General features: G+C 71.2%; 22 protein-coding genes. 10 read left to right on the top strand and 12 right to left on the bottom strand.

The annotated features are described in order from the left end of the window. Nucleotides 1-37 precede the first annotated feature (37 nt). The 3 genes from ACIPEQ_RS04940 to ACIPEQ_RS04930 form a co-directional block, all read right to left on the bottom strand. Nucleotides 38-1,432 carry an MFS transporter gene (locus tag ACIPEQ_RS04940; protein ID WP_402714311.1) on the bottom strand — a complete coding sequence of 465 codons (1,395 nt, stop codon included), beginning with the start codon at nucleotides 1,430-1,432 and terminating at the stop codon, nucleotides 38-40. Between the two features lie 186 nt (nucleotides 1,433-1,618). Further along, nucleotides 1,619-1,909 (bottom strand): twin-arginine translocase TatA/TatE family subunit, encoded by a 291-nt coding sequence (tatA, locus tag ACIPEQ_RS04935; RefSeq protein ID WP_374109354.1) that lies wholly within the window; start codon nucleotides 1,907-1,909, stop codon nucleotides 1,619-1,621. A gap of 237 nt (nucleotides 1,910-2,146) precedes the next feature. Further along, on the bottom strand, nucleotides 2,147-4,870 hold the full coding sequence (locus ACIPEQ_RS04930; protein WP_402714310.1) for a glycoside hydrolase family 2 protein: 2,724 nt from the start codon (nucleotides 4,868-4,870) through the stop codon (nucleotides 2,147-2,149). A gap of 318 nt (nucleotides 4,871-5,188) precedes the next feature. On the opposite strand from ACIPEQ_RS04930, the gene ACIPEQ_RS04925 reads away from it, so the two are divergent. From ACIPEQ_RS04925 to ACIPEQ_RS04915, 3 genes are all read left to right on the top strand, one after another. Further along, complete coding sequence (locus tag ACIPEQ_RS04925; RefSeq protein ID WP_250366701.1) at nucleotides 5,189-5,587, top strand: pilus assembly protein CpaE; 399 nt, start codon at nucleotides 5,189-5,191, stop codon at nucleotides 5,585-5,587. Between the two features lie 80 nt (nucleotides 5,588-5,667). Continuing rightward, nucleotides 5,668-6,498 (top strand): aldo/keto reductase, encoded by an 831-nt coding sequence (locus ACIPEQ_RS04920; RefSeq protein WP_402714309.1) that lies wholly within the window; start codon nucleotides 5,668-5,670, stop codon nucleotides 6,496-6,498. Between the two features lie 136 nt (nucleotides 6,499-6,634). Then, nucleotides 6,635-6,985, top strand: a complete 351-nt coding sequence (locus ACIPEQ_RS04915) for a hypothetical protein (RefSeq protein WP_402714308.1) — start codon at nucleotides 6,635-6,637, stop codon at nucleotides 6,983-6,985. Nucleotides 6,986-7,042: 57 nt separating this feature from the next. On the opposite strand, the gene ACIPEQ_RS04910 is transcribed toward ACIPEQ_RS04915, so the two are convergent. Then, nucleotides 7,043-8,191 carry a class I SAM-dependent methyltransferase gene (locus tag ACIPEQ_RS04910; protein WP_402714307.1) on the bottom strand — a complete coding sequence of 383 codons (1,149 nt, stop codon included), beginning with the start codon at nucleotides 8,189-8,191 and terminating at the stop codon, nucleotides 7,043-7,045. A gap of 146 nt (nucleotides 8,192-8,337) precedes the next feature. Here ACIPEQ_RS04910 and ACIPEQ_RS04905 point away from each other — a divergent pair, with 146 nt between their 5' ends. After that, nucleotides 8,338-8,994, top strand: a complete 657-nt coding sequence (locus ACIPEQ_RS04905; protein WP_402714306.1) for a GntR family transcriptional regulator — start codon at nucleotides 8,338-8,340, stop codon at nucleotides 8,992-8,994. Between the two features lie 214 nt (nucleotides 8,995-9,208). Here the strand turns inward: ACIPEQ_RS04905 and ACIPEQ_RS04900 are convergent, their stop codons facing one another. The 5 genes from ACIPEQ_RS04900 to dnaK all read right to left on the bottom strand — a co-directional run bounded on the left by ACIPEQ_RS04900 (nucleotide 9,209) and on the right by dnaK (nucleotide 15,291). Further along, nucleotides 9,209-11,125, bottom strand: coding sequence for a hypothetical protein (locus ACIPEQ_RS04900; RefSeq protein ID WP_402714305.1), 1,917 nt, complete (start codon nucleotides 11,123-11,125; stop codon nucleotides 9,209-9,211). Nucleotides 11,126-11,197: 72 nt separating this feature from the next. Next, nucleotides 11,198-11,608, bottom strand: coding sequence for a heat shock protein transcriptional repressor HspR (locus ACIPEQ_RS04895; RefSeq protein WP_402714805.1), 411 nt, complete (start codon nucleotides 11,606-11,608; stop codon nucleotides 11,198-11,200). A gap of 123 nt (nucleotides 11,609-11,731) precedes the next feature. Further along, on the bottom strand, nucleotides 11,732-12,739 hold the full coding sequence (locus ACIPEQ_RS04890) for a DnaJ C-terminal domain-containing protein (RefSeq protein WP_402714304.1): 1,008 nt from the start codon (nucleotides 12,737-12,739) through the stop codon (nucleotides 11,732-11,734). A gap of 24 nt (nucleotides 12,740-12,763) precedes the next feature. Beyond that, entirely contained in the window at nucleotides 12,764-13,423 is a 660-nt protein-coding gene (locus tag ACIPEQ_RS04885; RefSeq protein WP_402714303.1) for a nucleotide exchange factor GrpE, read from the bottom strand. A 2-nt stretch (nucleotides 13,424-13,425) separates the two neighbouring features. Beyond that, complete coding sequence (gene dnaK / locus ACIPEQ_RS04880) at nucleotides 13,426-15,291, bottom strand: molecular chaperone DnaK (RefSeq protein ID WP_402714302.1); 1,866 nt, start codon at nucleotides 15,289-15,291, stop codon at nucleotides 13,426-13,428. 247 nt (nucleotides 15,292-15,538) lie between these two features. On the opposite strand from dnaK, the gene ACIPEQ_RS04875 reads away from it, so the two are divergent. The 6 genes from ACIPEQ_RS04875 to ACIPEQ_RS04850 all read left to right on the top strand — a co-directional run bounded on the left by ACIPEQ_RS04875 (nucleotide 15,539) and on the right by ACIPEQ_RS04850 (nucleotide 22,409). Further along, on the top strand, nucleotides 15,539-17,332 hold the full coding sequence (locus ACIPEQ_RS04875) for a hypothetical protein (protein WP_402714301.1): 1,794 nt from the start codon (nucleotides 15,539-15,541) through the stop codon (nucleotides 17,330-17,332). An 89-nt stretch (nucleotides 17,333-17,421) separates the two neighbouring features. Then, on the top strand, nucleotides 17,422-17,832 hold the full coding sequence (locus ACIPEQ_RS04870; RefSeq protein ID WP_250366691.1) for a DUF3060 domain-containing protein: 411 nt from the start codon (nucleotides 17,422-17,424) through the stop codon (nucleotides 17,830-17,832). 83 nt (nucleotides 17,833-17,915) lie between these two features. Beyond that, nucleotides 17,916-19,280 carry a polysaccharide biosynthesis tyrosine autokinase gene (locus ACIPEQ_RS04865; RefSeq protein ID WP_402714300.1) on the top strand — a complete coding sequence of 455 codons (1,365 nt, stop codon included), beginning with the start codon at nucleotides 17,916-17,918 and terminating at the stop codon, nucleotides 19,278-19,280. Beyond that, nucleotides 19,277-19,954, top strand: coding sequence for a sugar transferase (locus ACIPEQ_RS04860; RefSeq protein ID WP_402714299.1), 678 nt, complete (start codon nucleotides 19,277-19,279; stop codon nucleotides 19,952-19,954). Before ACIPEQ_RS04865 ends, ACIPEQ_RS04860 begins: the two co-directional genes overlap by 4 nt. After that, the gene (locus ACIPEQ_RS04855) at nucleotides 19,951-21,285 is read left to right on the top strand and encodes a glycosyltransferase family 4 protein (RefSeq protein WP_402714298.1); all 1,335 of its coding nucleotides are present in this window, start codon (nucleotides 19,951-19,953) and stop codon (nucleotides 21,283-21,285) included. Before ACIPEQ_RS04860 ends, ACIPEQ_RS04855 begins: the two co-directional genes overlap by 4 nt. After that, nucleotides 21,282-22,409 (top strand): glycosyltransferase, encoded by a 1,128-nt coding sequence (locus ACIPEQ_RS04850; protein WP_402714297.1) that lies wholly within the window; start codon nucleotides 21,282-21,284, stop codon nucleotides 22,407-22,409. Before ACIPEQ_RS04855 ends, ACIPEQ_RS04850 begins: the two co-directional genes overlap by 4 nt. Before the next feature lie 718 nt (nucleotides 22,410-23,127). On the opposite strand, the gene ACIPEQ_RS04845 is transcribed toward ACIPEQ_RS04850, so the two are convergent. The 3 genes from ACIPEQ_RS04845 to ACIPEQ_RS04835 all read right to left on the bottom strand — a co-directional run bounded on the left by ACIPEQ_RS04845 (nucleotide 23,128) and on the right by ACIPEQ_RS04835 (nucleotide 25,003). Beyond that, nucleotides 23,128-23,394 (bottom strand): hypothetical protein, encoded by a 267-nt coding sequence (locus ACIPEQ_RS04845; RefSeq protein WP_402714296.1) that lies wholly within the window; start codon nucleotides 23,392-23,394, stop codon nucleotides 23,128-23,130. Between the two features lie 102 nt (nucleotides 23,395-23,496). After that, nucleotides 23,497-23,685 (bottom strand): hypothetical protein, encoded by a 189-nt coding sequence (locus ACIPEQ_RS04840; RefSeq protein ID WP_402714295.1) that lies wholly within the window; start codon nucleotides 23,683-23,685, stop codon nucleotides 23,497-23,499. 109 nt (nucleotides 23,686-23,794) lie between these two features. Continuing rightward, a complete protein-coding gene (locus ACIPEQ_RS04835; protein ID WP_402714804.1) occupies nucleotides 23,795-25,003 on the bottom strand; it encodes a lipopolysaccharide biosynthesis protein in 1,209 nt (402 codons plus the stop codon). Nucleotides 25,004-25,047: the final 44 nt, after the last annotated feature.

Here is a 25,047-nt window from a genome sequence, read left to right as displayed (position 1 = left end):
GTGCGGTGGTGGTGTACTTGAGTCTACTGCACTCAACTTACGAGCGCAGCGGTGCATTCCGGATCCCGACCGCGCTGACGACGGCGCCGGCTGCGAGCAGCAGCGCCATCACGACCATCGTGCGGTGCAGCCCGTCGACGCTCACCCCGCCACCGAGGACGACGCCCGCCAGGGCCACCGTCACCAGCCCGGCGACGCGGGCGACCGCGTTGTTCACGGCGGATCCGGCGCCGGCCTCCGCCTGCGGCACCGACCCGAGCACGGCACTCGTCAGCGGCGTCACCATGGTCGCGATCCCCGCGCCGATCAGCACCAGTCCGGGCAGCACCGACCACCAGTAGCCCGCCGGGTCGTCGCCGGCGAGCAGCATCAGCAGCGCGCCGACCGCGGCCACGGCCGGCCCGGCAGCCATGAACCACCGCGGACCGTACCGGCCGGAGAACGAACCGACCGTGGTGGACAGCGCCAGGAGCATCAGCGTCGGCGGCAACGTCGCGAGGCCGGCGACCCAGGCGGGGAAGCCCCAGACCTCCTGCAGGAACAGGGTGACGACGAAGAACACCATCCCGAGCGCCCCGTAGATGGAGAGCGTCGCGAGGTTGCCGACCGTGAAGTTGCGCGCGCGGAACAGCTCCAGCGGCACCAGGGGCGAGCCGGCGGTCCGGGCCACGCGGAGCTCCCACGGCACGAAGGCCACGAGGGACGCCGCACCGAGCACGAGCGCGGCGACGACGACCGGCGCACTCCACCCGAGGCGCTCCTGCTCGATCAGACCGAGGACGACACCGCCGACCCCGACCACGGCGAGCACCGCACCGACGACGTCCACCCGCGGATGGTCACCGGTGACCACGTCGCCGGAGATCCGTCGGACCAGGGGGATCGTCACCGCGATCGGCACGGCGGTCACCACGAAGATCCACCGCCAGCCGATGCCGTCGACGATCAGCCCGCCGACGACCGGCCCGAGGATGGACGCGGCGCTCGACCAGGCCGTCCACGACCCGATCGCCTTCGCCCGCGCGGCGCCCCGGAACGCCGCCACGATGAGGGCCAGGGCACTCGGGGTCACGAGCGCCCCACCGACGCCCTGGAACGCCCGGGCGACGACCAGGACCTCGCCCGTCGGCGCGATCGCGCACACCACCGACGCGACGCCGAAGACGACCAGGCCCCACCGGATGATCCTGACGCGACCGAACAGGTCGGAGAGGGAGCCGGCGACCAGGATCAACGAGCCGAGCGTGACCAGGTAGGCGTCCACGGTCCACTGCTGCACGACGAGCCCGCCACCGAGCTCCCGGCGGATCGCGGGCAGGGCCACGTTGACGACGCTCGAGTCGAGCCCGACGACGAACGACGCGAGGATCGCGACCACGAGGACCACCCGGCGGTCGTCACGGAGCGGGGCCGGTGCGGCCGGAGCGGTCATGCGTCCCATCATCCTCGCCGGGGTGACGCGGCGGCCGGTCGGGCCGACGGGCTCCGCTCCGGCCACTGCCCCGCCGCACGGGCCGCTCGACGATCCCCGCCCGACGACCGCCCGACCACCCGGGAACGCCGAAGCCCCCGCGACCGAGTGGTCGCGGGGGCTGCCGACAGGACGGGGCTGGGTGTCCTAGTTCTTGGGCTCGGCGGTCGAGTGTACGTTCGGCTGCACCGAGGGGCCGGGGTTCACGACGGGCTGCGCGGTCGGCTGTGCCGTGCTCTGCGCCGCCGGGTCGGTCACGACGGTGTTCGCCGTGCCGTCGTCGTGCTTCTTCTTGTCGTCGCCCATCTCCTTCTTGAAGATGTTGATCGACTGACCGAGGCCCTTGGCGAGCGCCGGGAGCTTGGTCGCACCGAACAGCAGGATGATGATCCCGAGGATGATCAGCAGGTGGATCCCCGTCAGGTTTCCGAGCATCATGTCTCCTTGTTCTGGGTCTGGCGACGCCCGACCGGTCATCGTCGACCGAGCGGGCGGAAGTCCGTCGTCCGATCATCGTAACCCGCACCCGACCGGAAGCCCAGGCGGGAGTCGGAACGGACACCGTTCGCACAGGGAGGACACGCAGGGCCAGCGGAACGGCAGCACCCCCGGAGGCCGCTGCGCTCCGGGGGTGCGATGACGCCGGTGCGGGTCAAGGCGCAGCGACGTGGAACATCATACTCCAGTCGGTCGGAGCTGTCGGTCGAGGGTGGAGAGCACCGGCCCGTCCACGAGTCGAGCTGCCTCGGCGTCGGACAGCCCGCGGACCCGGAAGCCCACGCGCTCCCCCGGCAGCAGCGTCATGAACCCGCGGTCGACGGTGCCGGTCGGCGCGATGCGGTCCGGCTGCACGAGCAGGTCCCGCACGAGCGACTCCGCCTCGACGACCAGGTCGTGTCCGTCGCCGTCGGCAGCAGGGGTGACCGTCGTGCGGTACCGCGCCGGCTCCCACCGCACGTCCTTGTCGGGCGAAGCGGTCCAGACCGCACGACGCCAGTCCATGTCCGCGACCACGAGCTCGCTGTCCGGATCGTCGAGGACGCCGACCGACTCCGGCAGGTCGACGACGGCGACGCCGGCCTCCGACAGCCGCACGGGCAGCGTGACCTCGGCGAGGATCCTGCCGGACACGTGCATGCGCCGGACCCGCACCACGCTGTCGCGCCCGCCCCGGGCGGACCGCACCGCGATCTCGACGGGCGAGTGCCCGAACGACCCGGGGGACACCCCGAGGGACAGGGTGTCGACGAGCCCACCGGGCTCTGGGGCACCGTCGGCGGGACGGGTGCTCCCGGCCACGTCGTCGAGGGGAGCCGACGGTCCGACGCTATCCGCGCCTCCCGTCCGGTCCCCGGACGACGCCGGCGCCGCGCTGTCATCGGCGGCGGGACGTGCGACGGGCCGGATCGCCAGCAGCACGTCGTCGTACAGGCGACGCAGCTCGTGCGCGAGCGGCTTGAGCCGTCCCGCGGAGTCGATCGCCGACCACGACGCCACCGGCCACAGGTCGTTGAGCTGCCAGACGATGACGCCGGTGTTCCGCGGCCAGTGCGTCCGCCAGTGCTCGACACCGGTGGCGATCGCCCGCGCCTGCTGCAGCTGCGTCAGGTAGTGCCAGCGGTCGAACTCGGCCGGGTCCACGGACCCGAAGCGCGGCTCGATGCCCCGCGCCAGCTTGCCCATGCCGTCGTCGGCCTTCTGGTGGTGCACCACACCGGGCGAGTCGACGCGCAACGGCTCGTCGGTGACGGCATCGCGCAGCGTGCGCCAGGCCGGCGGCGCCTGCCACCCGAACTCGGACACGAAGCGCGGCACCGAGTCGCGGTAGTGGTCGTCGGACAGCCGGTTCCAGACGTCCCACGAGTGGTGCGTCTCGTGGTCGACGTCGTTCGCGGGCAGGCTCTCGGAGCCCGACCAGGGCGAGGCGACCGTGTAGAAGCGCGACGGGTCGACCGCGTCGACGATGGTCGGCAGCAGGTCGAGGTAGTAGTCGAGTCCCCAGCCACGGTCGCCGAGTTCGTCGGCCCAGCCGTCCGCGTCGTGCAGCCAGATGTTCTCGTTGTTGCCGTTCCACACCACGAGCGACGGGTGGCCGGCCAGGCGTGCGACGTTGTCCCGGGCCTCGGCGACGACCTCGCTGCGGATCGGCTCGATCTCGGGGTACGCCGCGCACGCGAACGCGAAGTCCTGCCAGACGAGCAGGCCGAGCTCGTCGCAGACGTCGTAGAAGTCGTCGGACTCGTAGACCCCGCCACCCCACACCCGGACGAGGTTCACGCCGAGGTCCGCGGCGACGCCGAGCCGGTCCGCGATCCGCGCGCGGTCCACCCGCGACACGATGACGTCGTCCGGGATCCAGTTCACACCGCGGACGTCGATGACGGTGCTGTTCACCACGACGGTGAACGGCTTGCCGATCGTGTCGTCCGCGGTGTCGATCCGGGCCGAGCGGAACCCCGTCTTCGCCGTGCGGCGGTCCAGGACCTCCCCGTCGACGGTCTGCAGCTCGACGGTCACGTCGTAGCGGGGCTGCTCGCCGTAGCCGCGCGGCCACCAGCGCCGCACCTCGGGCACGCGCACCGTGACGACCGTCTCGTCGTCCTTCGGCGTCAGCTGCGCCCGCGAACGCTGTCGGGTCGTCCCGCCGTCCACCGTCGGGCCGGCGACCGTGACGACGAGCACGAGGTCGTCGTCCTCACCGTCCTGGTCGAGGTCGTTCATCCCGGACCGCTCGACCCGCACGTGCGCGTCGAGGACGCCCTCGCCCGCCTCGACGTCGACGAGCGGCTTCACCTCGGCGAGCCGCGCCGTCGACCAGCGCTCGATCGCGACCGGACGCCACGGGCCGCTCGTCACCGCGGTCAGGCCCCAGTCCCAGCCGAAGTTCGACGCCTGCTTGCGGATGTACGGGAACGGTTCGTCGTACGGCCCCGGCATCGCGCCGGCGCGGGCGGCGACCCGGCCGGCCTCGCGGTACGGCGACTCGAAGAGCAGCTCGAGCTCGCGGTCGCCCGCGACTCCCGGCAGGTCGTTGAGGTCGAACCGGTACCGCCGGTGCATGTTCCGGGTGGTCCCGACGACCACGCCGTCGAGGCTCAGCTCGGCGACCGTGTCGAGCCCGTCGCAGACGAGGTCGACGCGCTCGTACCCCCGCGGTGCGACGTCGACGGTGCGCCGGTAGGCCCAGTCGGCCCGCCCGACCCACTTCGCGCCGTCCTCGTTGCGGTCGACGGTCGGGTCGGCGACGAGGCCCTCGCGTTCGAGGTCCGTGTGCACCTGCCCTGGCACCGTGGCGGGGATCGTGCGACCCTCGATCCCGGCCGGCGCTCCGGCCGGCAGCTGGTCGCCGGCGATCGCCACGGTCCAGTCGTCGCGGAGTTCCTCGCGCTCGAGGGTCATGCGGGTCCTTTGCTGGGCGGACGGGGAGGGCGGACAGGACCCGGCGGCGGCTCGTGGCCACTCCGGCTCCGTGACACCGACCGGCGGTCGCGCCCGTGGCCGCGTGAACGGCCGGGAGGCACGGCACCGGTTGCCCAGGCGTCGTCGCGTCCGCGCGCGCGGACGACTGCTCGTCGCGCGCGGGGGTGCTCGGCGATGCTAGTACGTCGACCTTGCCGACGACCACGTCCCCGACGGCGGGCGGCGCGACGTGTCCTCACGGCGACGGGCCCTGTCGGGTCGCGTCCGTCCTCCCGGCGGGCGTGGCAGGGTGGTGCGGTGATCACCGTCGAACTCGCCCGGTCGCTGCGCGACGCCGGACTCCGCTGGCACCCGGCGACGGGCGACCGGTTCGTGATCGACAAGCCCGGGGTGGACGACGACGTCTACACGGTGTCCGAGATGACCGTCGAACGCCACGACCACCCGAGCGGCACATCGCTCGGGTTCAACGGCACGACGGAGTGGGCGCTCGACTCGGTCGAGGCGTCCGAGTCGCTCTGGCTCCCCCGCGAGGACCAGCTCCGCGGCCTGCTCGGACCGGCGTTCGTGTCGCTCACCGCGGGGTTCGTCGTGACGGCGACGATCGGCGGGGTCGCGCAGGAGTTCCGGAGCGACGACGCGGCCGTGGCGTACGGCGACGCGCTGCTCGCGTACGTCACCGACGCTCTCGCCTGACCGGTCCGGTTCCCGCGCGCAGCGCGTCCGACTGAGTGTTGCCGGAATGCCTCCTGAGGGACGTTTGGTTGCATGGCGTCATGACCGTTCCGAACATCACCCTGAACGACGGCAAGACCATCCCGCAGCTCGGCTTCGGCGTCTTCCAGATCGAGCCTGAGAAGACGAAGGAAGCGACCCTCACCGCACTCGAGGTCGGCTACCGCCACATCGACACCGCCGAGATGTACGGCAACGAGAAGGAGGTCGGCGAGGCCATCGAGGCGTCCGGCATCCCTCGTGAGGAGATCTTCGTCACGTCGAAGCTCAACAACGGCTTCCACGACCCGGCCCTCGCCGCCGAGAACGGCAAGAAGTCGGCCGACCTGCTCGGCGGGTACACCGACCTCTTCCTCATCCACTGGCCGCTGCCGACCGTGTCGGACTTCGTGCCGACATGGAAGGCGATGGAGGAGCTCTACCACGCCGGCACCGCCCGTTCCATCGGTGTGAGCAACTTCCAGGCGCACCACCTCAACCGCCTGGCCGCCGAGACGACGATCACGCCGGCCGTGAACCAGATCGAGGTGCACCCGTACCTCGTGCAGGACGAGCTCCGCGCTCACGGCACCGAGCACGGCATCGCGACCGAGGCCTGGTCCCCGATCGCCCAGGGCCTCGTGCTCGACGACGAGACCATCACCCGCATCGCCGGCGCCACGGGCAAGACCCCGGCGCAGGTCGTCCTCCGCTGGCACATCCAGCGCGGCGACATCGTCTTCCCGAAGTCGGTCACGCGCTCGCGCGTCGAGGAGAACTTCGCGATCTTCGACTTCGAGCTCTCGGACGACGACATGACGGCGATCACCTCGCTCGACAAGGGCCACCGCACGGGCCCGGACCCGGACACGTTCGACTACGTCCCGGCCTGAGTGCCGACGGTCGCGCACCGCGACCACAGGACGGACGGGAGGCCCGTGGCTGCGCAGCCACGGGCCTCCCGTCCGTCGCGAGGCGCTCGACAGTCGGGCACGCGGCCGTTTCGCCGTAGTGCACGCGCTCGCGATAGTGGTCACCGCCCCGAAGAAGCTCACGACGACCGTGACGGTCACCGCCACGATCGACAGCGAGCAGGTCGAGCGCACGCTGACGATCGGCAACGGCGACCACGCCGCCGGCGCGCTCGAGGCCGAGGTCACGAGCACCAGCGCGCTGCTCGGCTCGGCGAAGATCACCGTGTGGGGCCTGCCCTCGGGCATCGGCGGCCTGCAGGCACGTGAGGGCGACCGCACGCTGGCCACCGGCGTGATCAAGGACGACGGTGAGGGCACCGTCTCAGTCTCCGGCCTGGCGAAGGGCGACCACCTGATCACCCTCGTCTCCGGCGGCAAGCAGACCCAGGTGTCCGTGCACATCTGACGCTGACCGCAGCACGAGGCCCCCGACACCACGGTGACGGGGGCCTCGTGCCGTCCCTCAGTCGGAGCGTCGCGACGCAGTCACCGTGAACTTGTCGGTCCGGACGACCTGCCGGGTCGGCCCGACGAGCCGCTCGAGCACGGGTCGGTACCGCAGGTGCGAGTTCCAGACGCACCACAGTTCACCGCCGGTCTGGAGGATCGTGGCCGCGTTCCGGAACATCGCCTCGGCCGCGTCGGTGCTCACCGTGGTGCCCTCGTGGAAGGGCGGGTTGCAGAGCACGAGCTTCGCAGACCCCTCGTCGAGTTCGTCGCCCGCGTCCGACCGCACGACCGTCACCCGGTCCGCGACGCCGTTCGCCACCGCCGTCGCGCGCGTCGACGCCGCGGCGATCGCCGAGACGTCGGTCGCGACCACCTTGACGGCCGGACGGCGCCGGGCGAGCGCGGTCGCGATGACGCCGTTCCCGCAGCCGAGGTCGACGGCGACGCGCGCCGACGGCACGGCGTCGTCCATCACGTCGAGCAGCACGCGGGTGCCCTGGTCGAGTGACGTCCCCGCGAAGACGCCGCCGTGCGCGACGAGCGTCATCCCGAGCTCGTCGACGTGCACGGATCGGGGCCACGGGTTCGTGGCGTCGGCGCGCACCGCCGTCGCACGGAGCGGGTCCTGCGCCACGAGCAGCCGGGACTTGCCGCGCCCGCGGGACGCCGTGACCTCGCCGAAGTAGCGGCGCAGGACGTCGTTCTGCGACAGGTTCATGTGCTTCGAGACCCCACCGCAGAGCAGGACCACGTCGGGGGCCGCCCACCGTGCGACAGCGCGGGCCAGTTCGTCGAGCCGGTCGTTCGACTTCGACAGCCGGAGGAGCACGAGCCGGACGTCGCGGAACGCCTGCTCGAGCGACTCCGTCAGCACGAAGCCGCTGCGGCCGAAGGTCCCGGCGTTCGCCTGCAGCGCCCGGACCCCGACGAGTGAGTCCTGCACGACCCGGACGCCCGATGCGCCGTGCACGGTCATCGCTCCGAGGGTCAGCACCCCGTACCGGTCGTCGACGACGGCGACCTCACCGGGCTGCCGGAGCGCGTCTCCGTGCACGTGCGGCGCCTCGTCGAGCATGAAGCGGTCGGTGCCGTCGATCGCGACGAGGTCGGGCTCGTCGTTGACCGGGGAGCGCCGGAAGTGGTCGGCGAAGTCGAATGGCACCGCCCCAGGGTACCCAGACGGTGATGCGGTTCCGAGCCCGTGGGCACCGGAGCGGTATATCACCGGTACCGCTGGTATCCCAGAGCCGTACGCTCGGAGGAGACCGTTGCACGACGAGGCAGCGGCAGGACGAGCGAGAGGGGCCGATGTTCGCCTTGCCAGACGCCGGCCGGCGTCCCCGCCTGAGGGACCAGGCGCGGGAACGCCTGCGGACCGAGATCATGAGCGGGGCGCTCGCCCCGGGCACCCTGCTCGACGACGAACAGCTCGCACTCCGGCTCCGGTGCTCCCGGACGCCGGTGCGGGAAGCACTGTCGGACCTCGGTCACCTCGGTCTCGTCGAGTTCCGCCCGAACCGGTACACGCGTGTGACGGTTCCCCGCCGCGACGAACTCGTCCCGACGTTGCAGACCCTCGGCCTGCTCTTCGGCGGTGTCGTCCGCACCACCATCGGCGACCTCGGGGACCGCGACCGCGCCGCACTCTTCCGGCGTATCGGTCTCGTGCTCGACTGCATGGCGATGCCCACGTGGCAGTGGGGATCGGACGCGATCACCCCGGTCTACCGGACGTTCCTCGCGGCATGCGACAACCCCCTGCTCGTGGCGGCCCTGAGCGGGACCCTCGACGGCCTGACGTACCGCCTGCGGCACGACGACATCCGGGCGGCACTGCCGTGGGAACACATCCGGAACGGCCTCGTCGCGCTCCGCGTCGCGGTCGACTGCCGCGACGGACGGCTCGCGGAGCGGGCGACCTGGACGGTCCACCTGCTCCCCGACCCCGACCGCGGACGGTCCTGACGTGTGCGCATCCTGCGTCCGCTCGGCCATCGAGACGGTCCGGAGCCGCCGCCCCGGCCGCTGCTCATCCGAGGACGACCGCCCCTCGCTCCCCCGGTGCCCCGCGGTCGACGGTGTCCGTCGCGACGTGTTCGACGACGACCTCCCGTGACGGCCGGGTCGGCGGCGGAACCGGTCCGGTTCCGCCGCCGACCCGTCGGAGGATCGGTCAGGATCAGCCCTCGGGGACGATCCGCACCGTGTCCCGCGTGGTGTTCGCGCCCTTCGACAGCGCCGTCGCGACCAGGTCGTGGTCGCGGAGCGCGAGCGCCGGCGTCGTGATGGCCCAGTCGCCGTCGGCGTCGGCTGTGACGGACCCGTAGGCGGCGTCGTCATCGCCCTCACCGAGGCGCACCTGCGCGTGCGGTTCGGCCTTCCCACTCACCCGCACCCGGTTGTATCCCGGGGTGATCGCGAAGCCGTCCCCGGGTGAGGTGATGCGCACGGCCCGACCGTAGTCGACCTCGACCTGCTCCGAGCCGGCGGGCTGGCCACCGATGGTCTCGATGGCGGTCACGGTCTGCTTCCCCGGCTGGTCCGGCGCCGGAACGGTGACCGACCAGTGTCCGTCCGCTCCGACCTCCACCGGCGGGACGGCCGTCCAGACCCCGTCGAGCGTGACGGTTCCACCAGCGGTCCCGGAACCCTCGATGACCACCGGCTTCGTGACGTCGTCCTCGAACCGTGCTGTCGCGTCGAACGGCGCGGCGTCGAGGTGCACGGTGACGGACACCGGGTCGCCGATCGCCTGCTCACCGACCTTCGCCACGACCTGCACCGTCGTGTCGCCGACGCGGAGGCCGTCGACGACGGAGCGCCAGGCTCCGTCCGACGGCGTCACCGTCCGCGTGACGGTCCCGCTGTCGCCCTCCCACGTGACGTCGAGGGAGTCCGCACGGCGAGGCGCCGTCCCGGTCAGCGTCGCCGTCCGGGTCACCTCGTCCTGGCTCTCGACCCGAGCAGTGAGCGCCTGGTCGACCACGGTCGTCGTGGTGGTGGCGGTCGTGTCGAACGAGGCACCGGGGAAGCTCCCGGCGAGCTTGCCGGTCATGGCGCTCGTGGTGGTCGCGACGTCGAGGGGGACCTGGACGTCCAGGGTGAAGCGGAAGCGCTGGTCCTTGGCCACGTCCCAATCGCGGTTCCCGAGCTGGAACGTGTACGTCCGCCCGTCGGCCGATCGCGATCCGTCCACGAGGGAGTCTCCGCCGAAGGCACGCCAGGTGCCCGCCTGGAGGTACTCCCCGCGCTGCCGGTCCTGCCCCGGCGCGAACGTCGTACCCTCCGGTGCCGTGACCACGAGCTTCCCCGTCGGTGTGTGGAACGCCGACTTCGCCGTGTACGACACGGAGACCGGCGTCGTGACGCCGCGCTGCAGCTCCGCGGTGCCGGGATCGCCGACGATCTGACCGGGCGTCGGTGGGAAGTCGACCACGACCGACGTCTCGTCCCGGTACCGATCGTCGACCCACTGCTGGAACGTGATCGTGTTCGACCCGGTCGACAGGCCCGTCACCGTCGTGCTCCAGGTCCCGGTTCGGTCACTCGTCGCCGTCGCCACCTGGACACCCCCGCGCTTGATGACCGCTCGGCCGGTTGCCGTGCCGGTGATCACCACCGATCGGTTCGCGTCGTTCTTGCTCTGCACCCTGGCGGTGATGCCGAGCTGCGGGAACGGGCGTGTCGCGGAGCCAGCCGTCACCTTCGCGGAGTTCGTACACCCGAAGACGGAGCACGCGTACGTCCAGTAGACGGGCGTCCGGGTCTCGCCGTACCCCCAACCGTCGAACTCTGCGGTCGACGTTCCGCCGTCCCAGTGGTAGTTGCTCGAGCTCGTCGGGCCGACGTTCCCGACGTGGATCTGACACGTGTACTCGATGAGCCCGCAGTGTGGTTGCCCGGTCACCTGGTAGGTGTCCGGATCGAGAGGTTTCAGGCTCACGCCCGTTGGTGCCTTCGCGATGGTCCGCGTCGATCCCGTCGACACAGCAGGCTGTTCGCCAGTCGCCGCCGTCGCCGTCGCCGTCGCCCCCAGCGCCAGTGCGGCCGCCAGCACCGTGGTGCCGACCATGTCGAGCGATGTTCGTCGTCGCATCGTTCCTCCTGTTCTCGATCACGACCGTCGTGATCGACAACAGTCAACCGGAATGCGACATACTGTGTTCTCCTACGATCTGGGTCGGTACAGCACCACGGCGGTGTTCCGCTGCGGTCGCATGCCGGCGCGCAACGGCACTGCGGCGCCCGTCGTCGTCGCCGCGAAGACACGAGCACCCGGCCGCGCGATGAGCTGATCGGCGAGCGCCCGCTCCAGCTCGCGGACACGGTCACGCAAGAGCTGGTTCTCGTTCTCGAGGTCGAGCACCCGCCGAATCCCCTCCAGCGACACCCCCTCGGACCCGAGCCGCGCGATCTCGCGCAGCTGCGCGACGTCGCGCATCGAGTAGCGGCGTGAGCCGCCGCGGGTACGGCCCGGCACGACCAGGCCGAGCCGGTCGTACTGCCGCAGCGTCTGCGGGTGCATCTCCGCGAGCTCCGCCGCCACCGCGATCGCGAAGACGGGCGAGTTCTCGTCCATGTCGGTCATGGCTGGTTCCTTTCCGTCGTCCGCGTGGTGCAGAACCAGCCTGGAGGCCCGGTGCGGCTTCCTGACGGAGCCGCGCCGAGCCTCCAGGCCGGTCGTCGTGCTGGTTGCGCAGCGCTAGCTGCGCGCCTTGGCGAGGAGGTCCTCGCGGGGGTCCTCGTCGGGCAGGACGGCGCGGAGGGCCTCGACGGCCTCGCGCTGCTTGTCCGACAGGTGCGACGGCACCGCGACCTGGACGGTCGCGAGGAGGTCGCCGGTCCCGCTCTTGGTCGTGACGCCACGGCCCTTGACGCGCAGGACGCGGCCCGACGGCGTGCCGGGGGCGACCTTGAGCTTCACCGGATCGCCGCCGAGGGTGGGGACCTGGATCGTCGCGCCGAGCGCCGCCTCGACGAACGTCACCGGGACGTCCACGCGGAGGTGCTGCCCGTCGCGCTCGAAGACCGGGTGCTTGCGCACGGAGACGCTGACGACCAGGTCGCCGGCCTCTCCCCCGTCCGGGCTCGGCTCGCCGCGACCGCGCAGGCGGATCTTCTGGCCGTCGGCGACGCCCGCGGGGATGCGGACGTTCACCGGTCGGCCGTTGCCCTGCGCGAGCTTGACGGTGTCGCCGGCGATCGCGGTGGTGAAGTCGAGCGTCGTCGACGCCGTGACGTCGCGGCCCTTGGTCGGGCCGCCGAACCCGCGGAAGCCGCCGGACGACTGCCCGAAGCCCTGCCCGCCGCCGAACATCCCGCCGAGGATGTCCTCGAAGCCGCCGGCGCCGCCGCGGCCGCCGCCGCCCTGACCGAAGCGGACGCGCTGCCCGCCCTGCTGGCCGAACATCCCGCCGAAGACGTCCTCGAACCCACCGCCCTGGCCCGGGCCACCCGCGGTGAAGCGGGCGCCCGAACCCATGGCGCGGACCTGGTCGTACTCGGCGCGCTGCTCCTTGTCGGAGAGCACCGAGTAGGCCTCGCTGATCTCCTTGAAGCGGGACTCGGCGGCAGCGTCACCCGGGTTGGAGTCCGGGTGGTACTGCCGGGCGAGCTTCCGGTAGGTCTTCTTCAGCTCAGCGTCGCTCGCCGTCTTGTCGACGCCGAGGACCTTGTAGAAGTCCTTGTCGAACCAGTCCTGACTGGCCATGAATCCCTACCTCCTTCCCGAGCCTCAGGCGGGGACCGCGACGGCGACCTTGGCCGCGCGGAGCACGCGGTCGCCGAGCTTGTAGCCCGGCTCCACGACGTCCGCCACGGTCTGGTCCGTCGCACCCGGCGTCGGCAGCTGCACGATCGCCTCGTGCACGTTCGGGTCGAAGAGCTCACCCTTCTCGCCGATCTGCACCAGCTTGAACTTCTCGAAGCCGCCGCGGATCTTCTGCCCGATGACCTGCATGGGGCCCTCGGTCAGGTCACCGTGGGCCTCGGCGCGGGTCAGGTCGTCGAGGGCCGGCAGCAGGGCGCGGACGACCTCGGCGATGACGGCGTCGCGGTTCGCCTCGCGGTCGCGCTCGACGCGCTTCCGGAAGTTCACCAGCTCGGCCTGCGCGCGGAGCATGTCGGCACGCATGTCGGCGACGAGGTCGCGGTCGGCCTGCGAGAGCTCGTCCTCCGCCATGCCGCGGGCCGCGTCGTCGAGCAGGGCCTGGTCCTCCGGGGAGAGGTCGCTCGCCTGGTCGGCCTGCGGGCCGCCGGCGGCGGGGCCGTCCGTGGGGATCTCCACGTCCGGCCCCTCCGCCTCGATGAGGTCCTCGGGCTCCTGCGCGTTGGTGGCGTCGCCCTCGACCTGGGGCTCGCGGTCCTCGGGCACGTTGTCCTTCGGGTCCGTCATGGTTACTTCTTGTCCTTGTCGTCCTCGTCGTCCACGACCTCGGCGTCGACGATGTCCTCGTCGTCCTGCTGGGGCTGGTCGGCGGTCGGCTGCTCGCCACCGGCCGCGGCGCCCGCGTCCTGCTGGGCGTAGATGGCCTGGCCGAGCTTGCCCTGCGACTCGTTGAGCTTGTCGAACGCGGTCTTCACGGCCTCGTCGTCGTCGCCCGCGAGGGCCGACTTGAGGGAGTCGACGTCGCCCTGCACCTCGGACTTGACGTCCGCGGGGAGCTTCTCGTCGTTCTCCTTGATGAGCTTCTCGATCGAGTAGACGAGCTGCTCGGCCTGGTTGCGACGCTCGTTGGCCTCGCGACGAGCCTTGTCCTCGGCGGCGTGCTCCTCGGCCTCGCGGACCATGCGCTCGATGTCCTCCTTCGGCAGCGACGAGCCGCCGGAGATGACCATCGACTGCTCCTTGCCGGTGCCCTTGTCCTTCGCGGACACGTGCACGATGCCGTTGGCGTCGATGTCGAAGGTGACCTCGACCTGCGGCACGCCACGGGGAGCCGGCGCGATGCCGGTGAGCTCGAAGGTGCCGAGCGGCTTGTTGTCGCGGGTGAACTCGCGCTCGCCCTGGAAGACCTGGATCGCGACCGACGGCTGGTTGTCGTCGGCGGTCGTGAAGGTCTCGCTGCGCTTGGTCGGGATCGCGGTGTTGCGGTCGATGAGCTTCGTCATCAGGCCGCCCTTGGTCTCGATGCCGAGGGACAGCGGCGTGACGTCGATGAGCAGGACGTCCTTCCGCTCGCCCTTCAGGACACCGGCCTGCAGCGCGGCGCCGACGGCGACGACCTCGTCCGGGTTGACGCCCTGGTTCGGCTGCTTGCCACCGGTCAGGCTCTTGACGACCTCGGCCACGGCGGGCATGCGGGTCGAACCACCGACGAGCACCACGTGGGCGATGTCGTTGACCGAGACACCCGCCTCCTTGATGACGTCGTTGAACGGCTTCTTGGTGCGGTCGAGCAGGTCGGAGGTCATCTGCTCGAACTGTGCGCGCGAGATGGTCTCGTCGAGGTTCAGCGGGCCCTCGGCGGTCAGCGTCAGGTACGGGAGCTGGATGTTCGCCGACATCTGCGACGAGAGCTCCTTCTTGGCCTGCTCAGCCGCTTCCTTCAGGCGCTGCTTCGCGATCTTGTCCGTGGACAGGTCGACGCCGTGCTCGCTCTTGAACTTCTTGACGAGGTGGTCGACGATGCGCTGGTCCCAGTCGTCGCCGCCGAGGCGGTTGTCGCCCGAGGTCGCACGGACCTGGATCGTGGAGAAGTCGTCGTCCTTGCCCACCTCGAGCAGGGAGACGTCGAACGTGCCGCCACCGAGGTCGAAGACCAGGATGAGCTCGTCCTCCTTGCCCTTGTCGAGGCCGTAGGCGAGCGCCGCAGCGGTCGGCTCGTTGATGATGCGGAGGACGTTGAGGCCGGCGATCTCACCGGCGTCCTTCGTGGCCTGGCGCTCGGCGTCGTTGAAGTACGCCGGGACGGTGATGACCGCGTCGGTGACGTCCTCGCCGAGGTACTGCTCGGCGTCGCGCTTGAGCTTGCCGAGGGTGCGGGCCGAGATCTCCTGCGGCGTGTAGCTCTTGCCGTCGATGTCGACCTTCCAGTCGGTACCGATGTGGCGCTTGACGGAGGCGATGGTGCGGTCGACGTTCGTGACGGCCTGGCGCTTGGCGGTCTCGCCGACCAGGACCTCGCCGTCCTTCGTGAAGGCGACGATCGACGGCGTGGTGCGGAGCCCCTCGGCGTTCGCGATGACGGTGGGCTCGCCACCCTCGAGCACGCTGACGACCGAGTTGGTGGTTCCGAGGTCGATGCCTACTGCACGTCCCATGTTGTGGTGCTCCTTCGGTTGGGTTCGTGGTCTTGCTGAAGCCTACGCGGAGTTGCGTCCGCTGCACTCAAGTTTACTCGGGTCGCCGGGTGCGTCAAGTCGAAGGCGTGGAAGTTGCGCCGACCGGACTCAAGCGGCGCGCGGGTATGCATCACGCTTCGGAAGATCTCAGCGTCCGTTGCAATGTTTCAGATTCCACGTTGGCGCCGCGGAGTCGCGCGGCACGATCCGAAGGACGTCCTCACAGATGAAGCAGACCCTCCGAGCAACCGCGGCCGCCGGCCTCACCGCCGCGACCATCGTCACCGGGCTGGGTCTCGGCCCTGCTGCCGCGACTGCAGCGCAAACCGACGACAGCAGCGAGACCCGCGAACTCGTGTCGCTGGCAGACGCGAGGACACCGGCGGAGCGCGAGGTCAAGGCACTGGAGGCGACAGCCACGTTCTCGTCGAACCTCGAGACCGTCGTCCAGCTCTCCGGGACCGGTCAGCCGAACACGACCGTGAACTTCTGGTCCGGGACGACCAAGCTGCCGTTCACCGCCCAGACGGACGAGCAGGGCGACTGGGACGCGCCGCTCAACCCGCCGAACCGCCCCGGCATCTACGAACTGACCGTGAGCCAGACGATCGGTGGCGACGAGCACGACAGCGAGATCGAGCTTCCGATCGACTACGGGAAGGGCGTCGAGGTGACCTCGGACGAGGCTCCGACACTCGGACCGGACGGCTCGCTCACGATCGACGGCACGGCACCGGACGGAACGGCCGTGCAGGTGCGGGAGGTCGGGAGCGACCAGGTGCTCGAGTCGGTGACCGCTGGACCGAGCGACACCTTCACGCTGCGCATCGACGGCCTCGAGGACCGCGAGTACCACCTCGTCGTCGAGGGCATCACGAAGGGGTACAACCGCACGTCGGACGAGGTCACGGTGACCCCGGAGAAGAACGGCCTCACCCCCGCGACGGTCACGACGAAGGAGTTCATCGCCGGCACGGTGAACACCTTCGAGGGAACCGCGACCCCCGGGGCGACGCTCCGGATCCTCGACGCGGACGACCAGGACATCCTCCGCCGCGACGTCGCCGTCGACGGGACCGGCAAGTGGGAGTTCACGAAGTCCTTCCCGTCGGACGCGACCGAGTTCGCCTTCAAGATCCGGCAGAGCAAGGGGAACGACACGCTCACCAGTGACCTGTTCACCCTGCGGTCCGACATCGCGGACTTCTCCCCGGTCACCCTGACGACGAAGACCGTCATCGCCGGTCTGGAGAACACCATCACCGGACACGCGACGCCGGGCGCGCGCCTCCGGGTCCTGAACGCTTCCGGAACGCAGATCGTCGCCGGCACGATCACGGCGGACAGCACCACCGGGGCCTTCTCGTTCACCCGCGTGGTCTCCAAGGGCGCGTCGGAGTTCGAGTTCGCGATCGAGCAGACGAAGGACGGCAAGAAGCTGACCTCGCAGCTGTTCTCACTCGCCGCCGACACCGCTGCAGCTCCCGCTCCGGTCGTCGTGGACAACACGACCGTCGAAGCCGGCGTGGAGAACACGTTCACCGGGCAGGGCCCGGCGGGCGCGACCTACCGCGTGCTCAACGTGTCGAACACGCAGATCGTCCCCGGCACCTTCGCCATCAGCAAGGACGGCGTCTGGACCTTCCGGCGTGTCGTCTCCTCCACCGCGTCGAAGTTCGACTTCAAGCTGGAGATCACCCTGCCCAGCGGACAGCAGTACCGCACCTCGGTGTTCTCCCTCGCCGCGACCGTGTTCCGTCCCGTCACCGTGGACCAGACCAGCGTCACCCCCGGAGTCCTGAACCGCTTCACCGGCAACGGGACGCCCGGCGCGACGTTCCGCGTGCTGAACGTCTCCGGGACGCAGATCGTGCCCGGCACCTTCACGATGACGGGTTCGGGCAGGTGGCAGTTCGACCGCGTCGTGTCGTCCACTGCGAAGAACTTCCGCTTCAAGCTCGAGGTCACCAAGAACGAGCAGACCGAGACCAGCGAGCTCTTCGACCTGCCTGCAGAGTGACCTGACCACCATCGGGAGGCCGCACGCACCAGCAGTGCGGCCTCCCCGCTTCCCCCTCGCTCGTCACGAACGACCCTCGGAGGACCACCGTGCGCCCGATCCGCTCCCTGACCTTGCTCGCCCTGACCGCTGCGCTCTCCGTCGGCGCCGCCTCGTGCTCGTCGGACGACACCGACCCACCGGGACCCACACCGTCCTCGACGACCGCCGAGACGGTCTACAACGCGTGCGTCGACGGGGCCGTGCAGCTGTGGGACCCGGACGGCGGCGACGAGCCGATCACCGCGGAGGACTGCGCCGCCGCGAACCTGATCAGCGCGGACCGGCAGTACGTCCTGGACGGGATCGCGACGATCACCGTGGAGGCGAGCGGTACGACCGTCGACGTCAGCGGAGCAGAACGCATCGTCATCACCGGCGACGACAACACCGTCCACTGGCGCGGGACCGCCCCGCAGATCGACGACCAGGGACAGCGCAACACCGCCTCCGCGGCCTGATGAGGACGACCGGAGGAACGTCGCCGCCATCTGATCTGTAGTGTGTGAGATGCCAGACTGGACGTCCGCCCCCGGAGGTGACCGTGAACCCGCTCCTGCTCGTCCGAGCGCTCGTGTCCGGGTGGTGGATCGTCGCCGGCGCCACCGCGCTCGGTGTCGTCGGTGCGGTCGGCTGGACGGCGATCACACCACCGACCTACGAGGCCACCACGTCCTACTACGTCTCCGTCGCCGGCCAGGCCGAGACCTCAGCCGGTGAGATCGCACAGGGCTCGACCGCGGCCCAGCAGAAGATCAAGTCGTACGTCGAGCTCGCCTCCTCGCCCCGTGTCCTCGCGCCCGTCGTGCGGGAACTCGGACTCGCCGAGAGCCCGAGCGCTCTCGGCGCACGAGTCCGGGCGACCGGCGGTACCGGAACCGTGATCCTCTCGATCGCCGTCGACGACCGCGACGCTGCACGGGCAGCCGAGATCGCTGCGCGTGTCGGCGCGACCCTGTCGGCGGTGGTCTCCCAGATCGAACCGGAGACCGCTGACGGCAGACCCTCGGTCAAGCTCGAGGAGGTCACTCCCGCCGCCGAGCCGACCGCACCGAAGTCCCCGCGTGTCGGCAGCAACCTCGCCGCCGGCGCCTTCGTCGGTCTCCTGGTGGGAGCGGGTCTCGCGCTGCTCGCCGCCTCGCTCGACACGCGCATCCGACGCCCGCAGGACCTCCAGACGGGAACGCCCCTGGTCGGGGAGATCTCCTTCGACGCCGACAACGCCAGTCGTCCGCTCATCCACCGGGACGACGTCAACAGCGAGCGGGCCGAGGCCTACCGGAGCCTCCGCACGAACATCCAGTTCCTCGGATCCGGGTTGCGCGAGGGGCGGACCATCGCCGTCACGAGCGCCCGTCCCTCGGAGGGCAAGACGACGACGACCGCCAACCTGGGGATCGCCCTGAGCAAGAGCGGCCTCGAGACCCTGATCGTCGACGCCGACCTCCGACGTCCACGGGTGGCGAGCCTGCTCGGGCTCGAGGACGCCGTCGGTCTGACCGACGTGCTCGTCGGCCGTGCCGAGCTCGACGACGTGGTGCAGGACTGGGGCGTCGAACGGCTCGCGGTGCTCCCCGCCGGGACGATCCCCCCGAACCCCAGCGAGCTCGTCGCATCGGAGGCGATGCGACAGGTCCTCCTGCAGGTGCGTTCCTCCTACGACGTCGTGCTCGTCGACACGCCGCCGGTGCTCGCGGTCACCGATGCCGCGCTGGTCAGCACCGTCACGGACACGACCCTCCTCGTCGTCGCGGCCGGCCAGACCCGGCAGTCCGACGTCCGGTCCGCCGTCGATGCGCTCGCCCGGGTCGGCCAGCGGCCCGACGGCATCGTCCTGTCGAAGGTGAAGCAGGGTCGGCTGCGTGACGCGTACCGCTCGGCGTACTCCTCGCGGGACGACCAGGCATGAGGGACACGGACCGGACGACCCGCGCTGGTGCTCCGGCACAGCAGGGCCCCCGACCGAGGACGATGCGGGCGAAGCGGGTGCTCGACGCCGTCGGCGCAGCGTTCGCGCTCGTCGCGCTCAGCCCGGTCCTGGCCGCGACCGCAGCACTGGTCGCACTCCGGCTGGGTCGGCCCGTGCTGTTCCGGCAGGAGCGGCCGGGACTCGGAGGTGAGACCTTCACGATCCTGAAGTTCCGGTCGATGCTCCCGATCGACCACGACCGGGGCGTGGAGTCCGATGCCGACCGCCTGACCCCGTTCGGACGTGCGCTCCGAGCGAGCAGCCTGGACGAACTCCCGAGCCTGTGGAACATCCTGCGGGGCGACATGAGCTTCGTGGGTCCGCGCCCGAGCCTCTGCCGCTACCTCGACCTCTACACCGCGGAGGAGTCGCGACGACACGAGGTGCGTCCTGGCCTCACCGGGCTGGCGCAGGTGCGGGGCCGCAACGCGCTCCCCTGGCCCGATCGGCTGCGCGCCGACGTCGAGTACGTCGACCGGATGTCGCTCCGCCTCGACGCCGCGATCCTGCTCCGGACGGTGCTCGTCGTCGCGCGACGCGACGGCATCACCGCTCCGGGCCACGTGAGCTCCGACACCTTCGAGGGCACCAGGACGACGGAGGAGCAGGGGTGACGAGGACGCTCTGGATCATCAACCACTACGCACACCACCGCGATCGCGACGGGCGAGCCACCCGGCACCAGCACCTGGCCGAGGCACTCGCTGCCCACGGGTGGCACACGGTGGTCATCGCGGCGGGGACGGACCACCCGACCGGGCGCTCCCACGTGTCCGGTCTCCGCCTGCGGGAACGGTGGTCCGGCGGTGGTCACGAGTTCTGTTGGCTCCGCGGTGTCGACCACCGGGGATCGGGACGACGTCGAACGGTCCGGCGCGTCGCCGACATCGCGGTGTTCACCGCACTCCTCCTGGCGCCGGGAACGCTGCGCGGCCTGCCCGGCCCGGACGTCGTCATCGGTGGGTCGTTCCACCCGTTCGCCGCGCTGGCTGCCTCCACCCTCGCCCGCCGGTTCGGCGTCCCCTTCGTCTTCGAGCCACGGGACCTGTGGCCGGAGTCCGTCGTCGGGCTGGCCGGGGTGTCCGAGCGGCACCCGCTCGTCCGCGTGCTCCGTGTTGTCGAACACCGCACGGTGTCCCGAGCCGTGCACGTCACCTCACCGCTCGAGGGAGTCGGCCGCTACTACCGGGAGCGCGGCCACGACGTGCCCTTCACGTGGGTGCCGAACGGTGTCGACCTCAGCGAGGAACCCGACGAACGCGACGGACACGACGGACACGACGGACGAACCACGGACAGGGGGGTGACCGCCGACGCCGACGCCGACGCCTTCACCGTGACGTACCTCGGTTCGATGGGCCCGGCGAACGCGCTCGAAGCCGTGCTCGACGGCTTCGACATCGCGTGGCGGCAGAGTCGGCTCGACGGCGGACCGGCACTCGCACTCCGCCTGGTCGGGGACGGATCGGACGTGACCCGTCTCCGGGAACGTGCGTCGCGCCTCCCGTCCGCCGGGGCGGTGCGCTGGGACGGTCGCGTACCGCAGGACGTCGCCAGGACCATCGGTCGCAGCGCCGGCTGCCTCGTCGTCAACATGCACGACCTGCCGCTGTACCGTCACGGCGTCTCGATGAACAAGCAGTACGAGTACATGCTCCTCGGGCGGCCGTTGCTCGTCGGGGCGTCGGTGCCCCTCGAGCCCGTGCGCGCCTCCCGGTGCGGTGTCCACGTGGAACCGGACGACCCCGGCGCCCTCGCGGCGGGCATGCTCCGTCTGGCGGCGATGCCCGCAGCGGTCAGGGACGAGATGGGCCGCCGAGGCAGGGAGCACGTCCGTCGGGAGCACGACTACCGGGCGCTCGCGGCGACCCTCGCCGAGGTGCTCGACGGGGTCGTCGTCGACCGGCAGGCGCCGTCCCCCGACATCCGAGGAGGCCGGTCGTGAACCCGCAGATCGTCCACGTCTCGAGCGCGCACCCGTGGGTCGACAACCGCGTGCACCTGCGCGAGGCTGCGGCTGCGGCTGCCGCCGGGTACCGGGTCCGTCTGATCGCGGTGGCGAGTCCGCTCACCGCACCGGAGACCGGAGTGGAGGTCGTCACGATCCCGGTGCGGCGACGGGCGCGCCGGATGGCCGTGTCGACGGTGCAGGCACTGGTGCTGGCCCTCCGCTCACGCGCGCGGATCGTCCACCTCCACGACCCGGAACTGATCTGGACCATCCCGGTCCTCCGGCTCGCTGGCCGCATCGTGGTCTACGACGCACACGAGGACCTCCCCGACCAGGTCCGGGGGAAGGACTACCTGACCCCTCGGCAACGCGCGGTGTTCGCGGCGTTGTCCCGCGCGCTCCTGGTGCTCGCCGGCACCGCTCACCGTGTCGTGACCGCCACCGAGTGGACCGGTCGACGCTTCCCAGCCGACCGCCGACTCGCGATCCACAACTTCCCACTGGGCCGACCGGAGGACGACCGTCAGCGCCCGGTGCTCGAGCGTGACGCCGTGGTGGCGCACGTCGGCGTGCTCAGCCACGACCGGGGCATCGACGTCCTCGCCCGTGCGGTGCACGAGGAGGGGTTCCCGGCTGACTGGCGCCTCGAGATGGTCGGGTCGATCGACCGCGCGACACCGGTCGAGCAGCTCCGGCGGGCCGAGGCGACCGGTCGTGCGCACCACGGTGGTGTCGTCGGGCCGATGCAGGCCCGCGACCTCCTGTTGCGCGCCCGGATCGGGGTCGTCCCGTTCCTCCGGACGCCGGTGAACGACCAGATCTTCCCGACGAAGCTGTTCGAGTACCTGGCAGCCGGACTCGCCGTCATCGCCTCCGACGTCCCGCTGTGGCGAGGGCTGCTCGACGGCGTCGAGTGTGTCTCGTTCGTCCCGCCCGGCGACCCGGCGGCCGTCGCACGTGCTGTCCGCAGGTACGCCGACGATCCGGCGCTGCTCGAACGACACAGCACAGAGGCCAGACGTGCTGCGCGACGGTTCACCTGGGCACCGGAAGCCGCGCGACTGGTGCGGATGTACGACGAGCTCGCCCCGGGCCTCCGCACCGGAGAGGGGTCGTGAACGTCCCGTCCGCCGAGGCGCTGCGGCTCCGCCGAGCTGTGAGCACCGCGGTCGGCACCGTGCTCGCGGTCAGCGTCATGGACCTGACGATGCGCTGGATCTCGGCGGAGCTCGTCGCGCCGCTGTTCGGGTACCTGGGGTACGGGTACGTGCCGGCCCCCTGGGAGGCGACCCTCGCGACCGTCTCGCTGACCAGTGCGACCGCACTCTCGCTCCCGCGTCGGCTCCACCGCGCATCGCACGTCGTGCTGTGGACGATCTTCGTCGTCTGCGTCGCACCGACGATGTTGATGAGCGTGTCGACCGGACACCTCGACCGGGGAGCTGCGCTCATGCTCACCGCGGCGGTGGGGACGGCGTTCTCGGCGGTCGCCGTCACCACCCCTCGCGGTCCGGTCCCGGCGGGCGACGCGTGCACCGGCCCGGACGAGTTCCGGTTCGGAGGAGCACGGATCGGGCGGGCGACGACGACGTGGCTCGTCTGTTCCGCGTACAGTCTGGTGACCTACGGGCTCATGGCGGTCACGGTGGGGGTGCACCTCCGGCTCGTCGCACTCGACGAGATCTACGACGTGCGTGCGGACTACACGTCGGAGGTCGGCACCGGCGGTCTGCTCGGCTACCTGCTGACGGGGCAGGCCTACGTCGTCAACCCGCTCGTGCTCGCCCGCGGACTCCTGCAGCGACGACCCGCTCTGGTCGCACTGGCCCTCGCGGGTCAGTTCCTGCTGTACTCGAGCACGGGGTTCAAGGCCGTCCTCTTCTCCTTCGTCGCGGTGCTCGGGATGGCCGTGCTCTTCGGGGTCTCCCTCGTCCCGCGGGCACGCACCTTCCTCGTGGCGCCGCTGGCGATCATGGTCGTGTCCGCCGTCGCCGACGAGATCCAGGGCGGGATCACCTGGACCTCGGTGTTCACGCGACGCTTCATGCTCACACCGGGGCTGCTGTCGTCCGTGTACGTCGAGTACTTCTCGGGCCACCCCACGGCTCGGTACGGGTACTCCTTCCTCCGGTGGTGGGTCGACTACCCCGACGAGCTGCCGCCTCCGAAGCGGATCGCCGACTTCCTGGTGCCGGGTGCCGTCGGCTACGCCAACGCCAACCTCTTCGCGGACGGCTTCGCGAACTTCGGCTGGCTCGGCATCGCCGTCGCCGCGCTGGCCCTCCTGGTCTGGACACACTTCCTGGACCGAGCCACACGTGGTCTGCCGATGCGCGTGACCGCGATGGCAGTGGTGATGCCGAGCATCATGCTGTCGAACACCTCGATCTTCACCGCGATGCTCTCGCACGGCCTGCTGGTCGGGACGCTGTTGCTCGCGCTGGCGCCGCGGACCGGATGGACAGCCGCGGGCACGCGAGGCCGTCGATCCACGGACGCCGCGCTACGACTCCTCGGCGGTCGGGACACGAGCGGGTGCAGCGGGGGCCCGGCGGACCACGGCGACGACCATCGCCAGCATCGCTCCGTACGCCACGACCATGGCGACGGCGAGCGCGGCGAGGACGACGGGGACGGACGCCCCGAGCGCGGACGGCACCAGCACGGCGCCCGTCGTCAGGACGAGGCGGCCGACGTCCCAGGCGAGCTGGGCGGCCTGCTGCCCGACCATCGCGAGCACCTGTGTCACCGGCGAGACCGCGACCTGCGCGGCGAACGCCGGGACGAGGACCCGGGCGTACTCGCCGGACACCGCCCACTCGGCGCCGAAGACGCTTCCGAACGCCCCCGGGCCGACGACCACGACGACGAGGACGCCGACGGCGCCCGCGATCGCGAGACGGCTGACGAGGCGCGCGACGAGCGGAGCCATCGGCCCACCGCTCCGGCGCACCCGGCCGAACGCCCCGGCCGCGTACTGCGCGACCGCATCCGCCAGCATGCCCACCGGTGCGCCGAGGACGCGCATCGTCAGGGCGACGAGACCGGCTGCCGTCGCACCGTGCAGTGCAGCGAAGACGAGGGCCGGAGCCTGCTGTCCGAGCACGTTCGTCGCGGCCGACCAGGGCGTGAGCAGGAAGAACCGCCGGTGGTGACGCACGGCACGCCTGACCGCGACGCGTGAGAACGGGGTCGGTCGGCGCAGTCCGACGCCGACGACCGCGACCAACCGTCCCGCGGCGAGCCCACCGACGAGGCCGACCGGGCCCGCAGCGGACGCCAGGAGGTTCCATGCGGTCTGGCCGATGCCCTGGACCGCGTTGCGGAGCCCGATCGCGCGGTGCTGCTCGCGACGAGCGAGCACGGCGGACGCGAGACGGTGCGCCCCGACGGCGACGACCGACACCGGCAGGACCCACCAGGACGACGCGAGGACGGTCGTCGCGAAGACAGCGGACGTCCAGCCGCGGAGCGCCCAGGCAGCGACGGCGACGGCGGTCCCGGTGGCCGCGATCGACAGGCTCCCGGCCCAGAGGAGGGCGTGGACGCCTCGATCGTCGTGCGCCACGACCAGCGCGCGGTCGGTCCCGGCGGTCGCGCCGGCTCCGATGACCGAGGCGATCGCCGTGACGACGGCCAGTGCACCGAAGTCCTCCGGCCGGTAGAGGCGCGTCAACAGGGGAGAGACCGCGACGACGAGCCCCTGCCCCACGACGGTCCCGCCGAGGATGAGTGCGACCCCGCGCGGACGGAACC

Origin of the sequence: Curtobacterium sp. NPDC087080, assembly GCF_044745105.1 — a bacterium.
Classification (GTDB): domain Bacteria; phylum Actinomycetota; class Actinomycetes; order Actinomycetales; family Microbacteriaceae; genus Curtobacterium.
The sequence above is the reverse complement of the archived record's forward strand: the minus strand, read 5'-3'. Positions and strand labels throughout refer to the sequence as shown.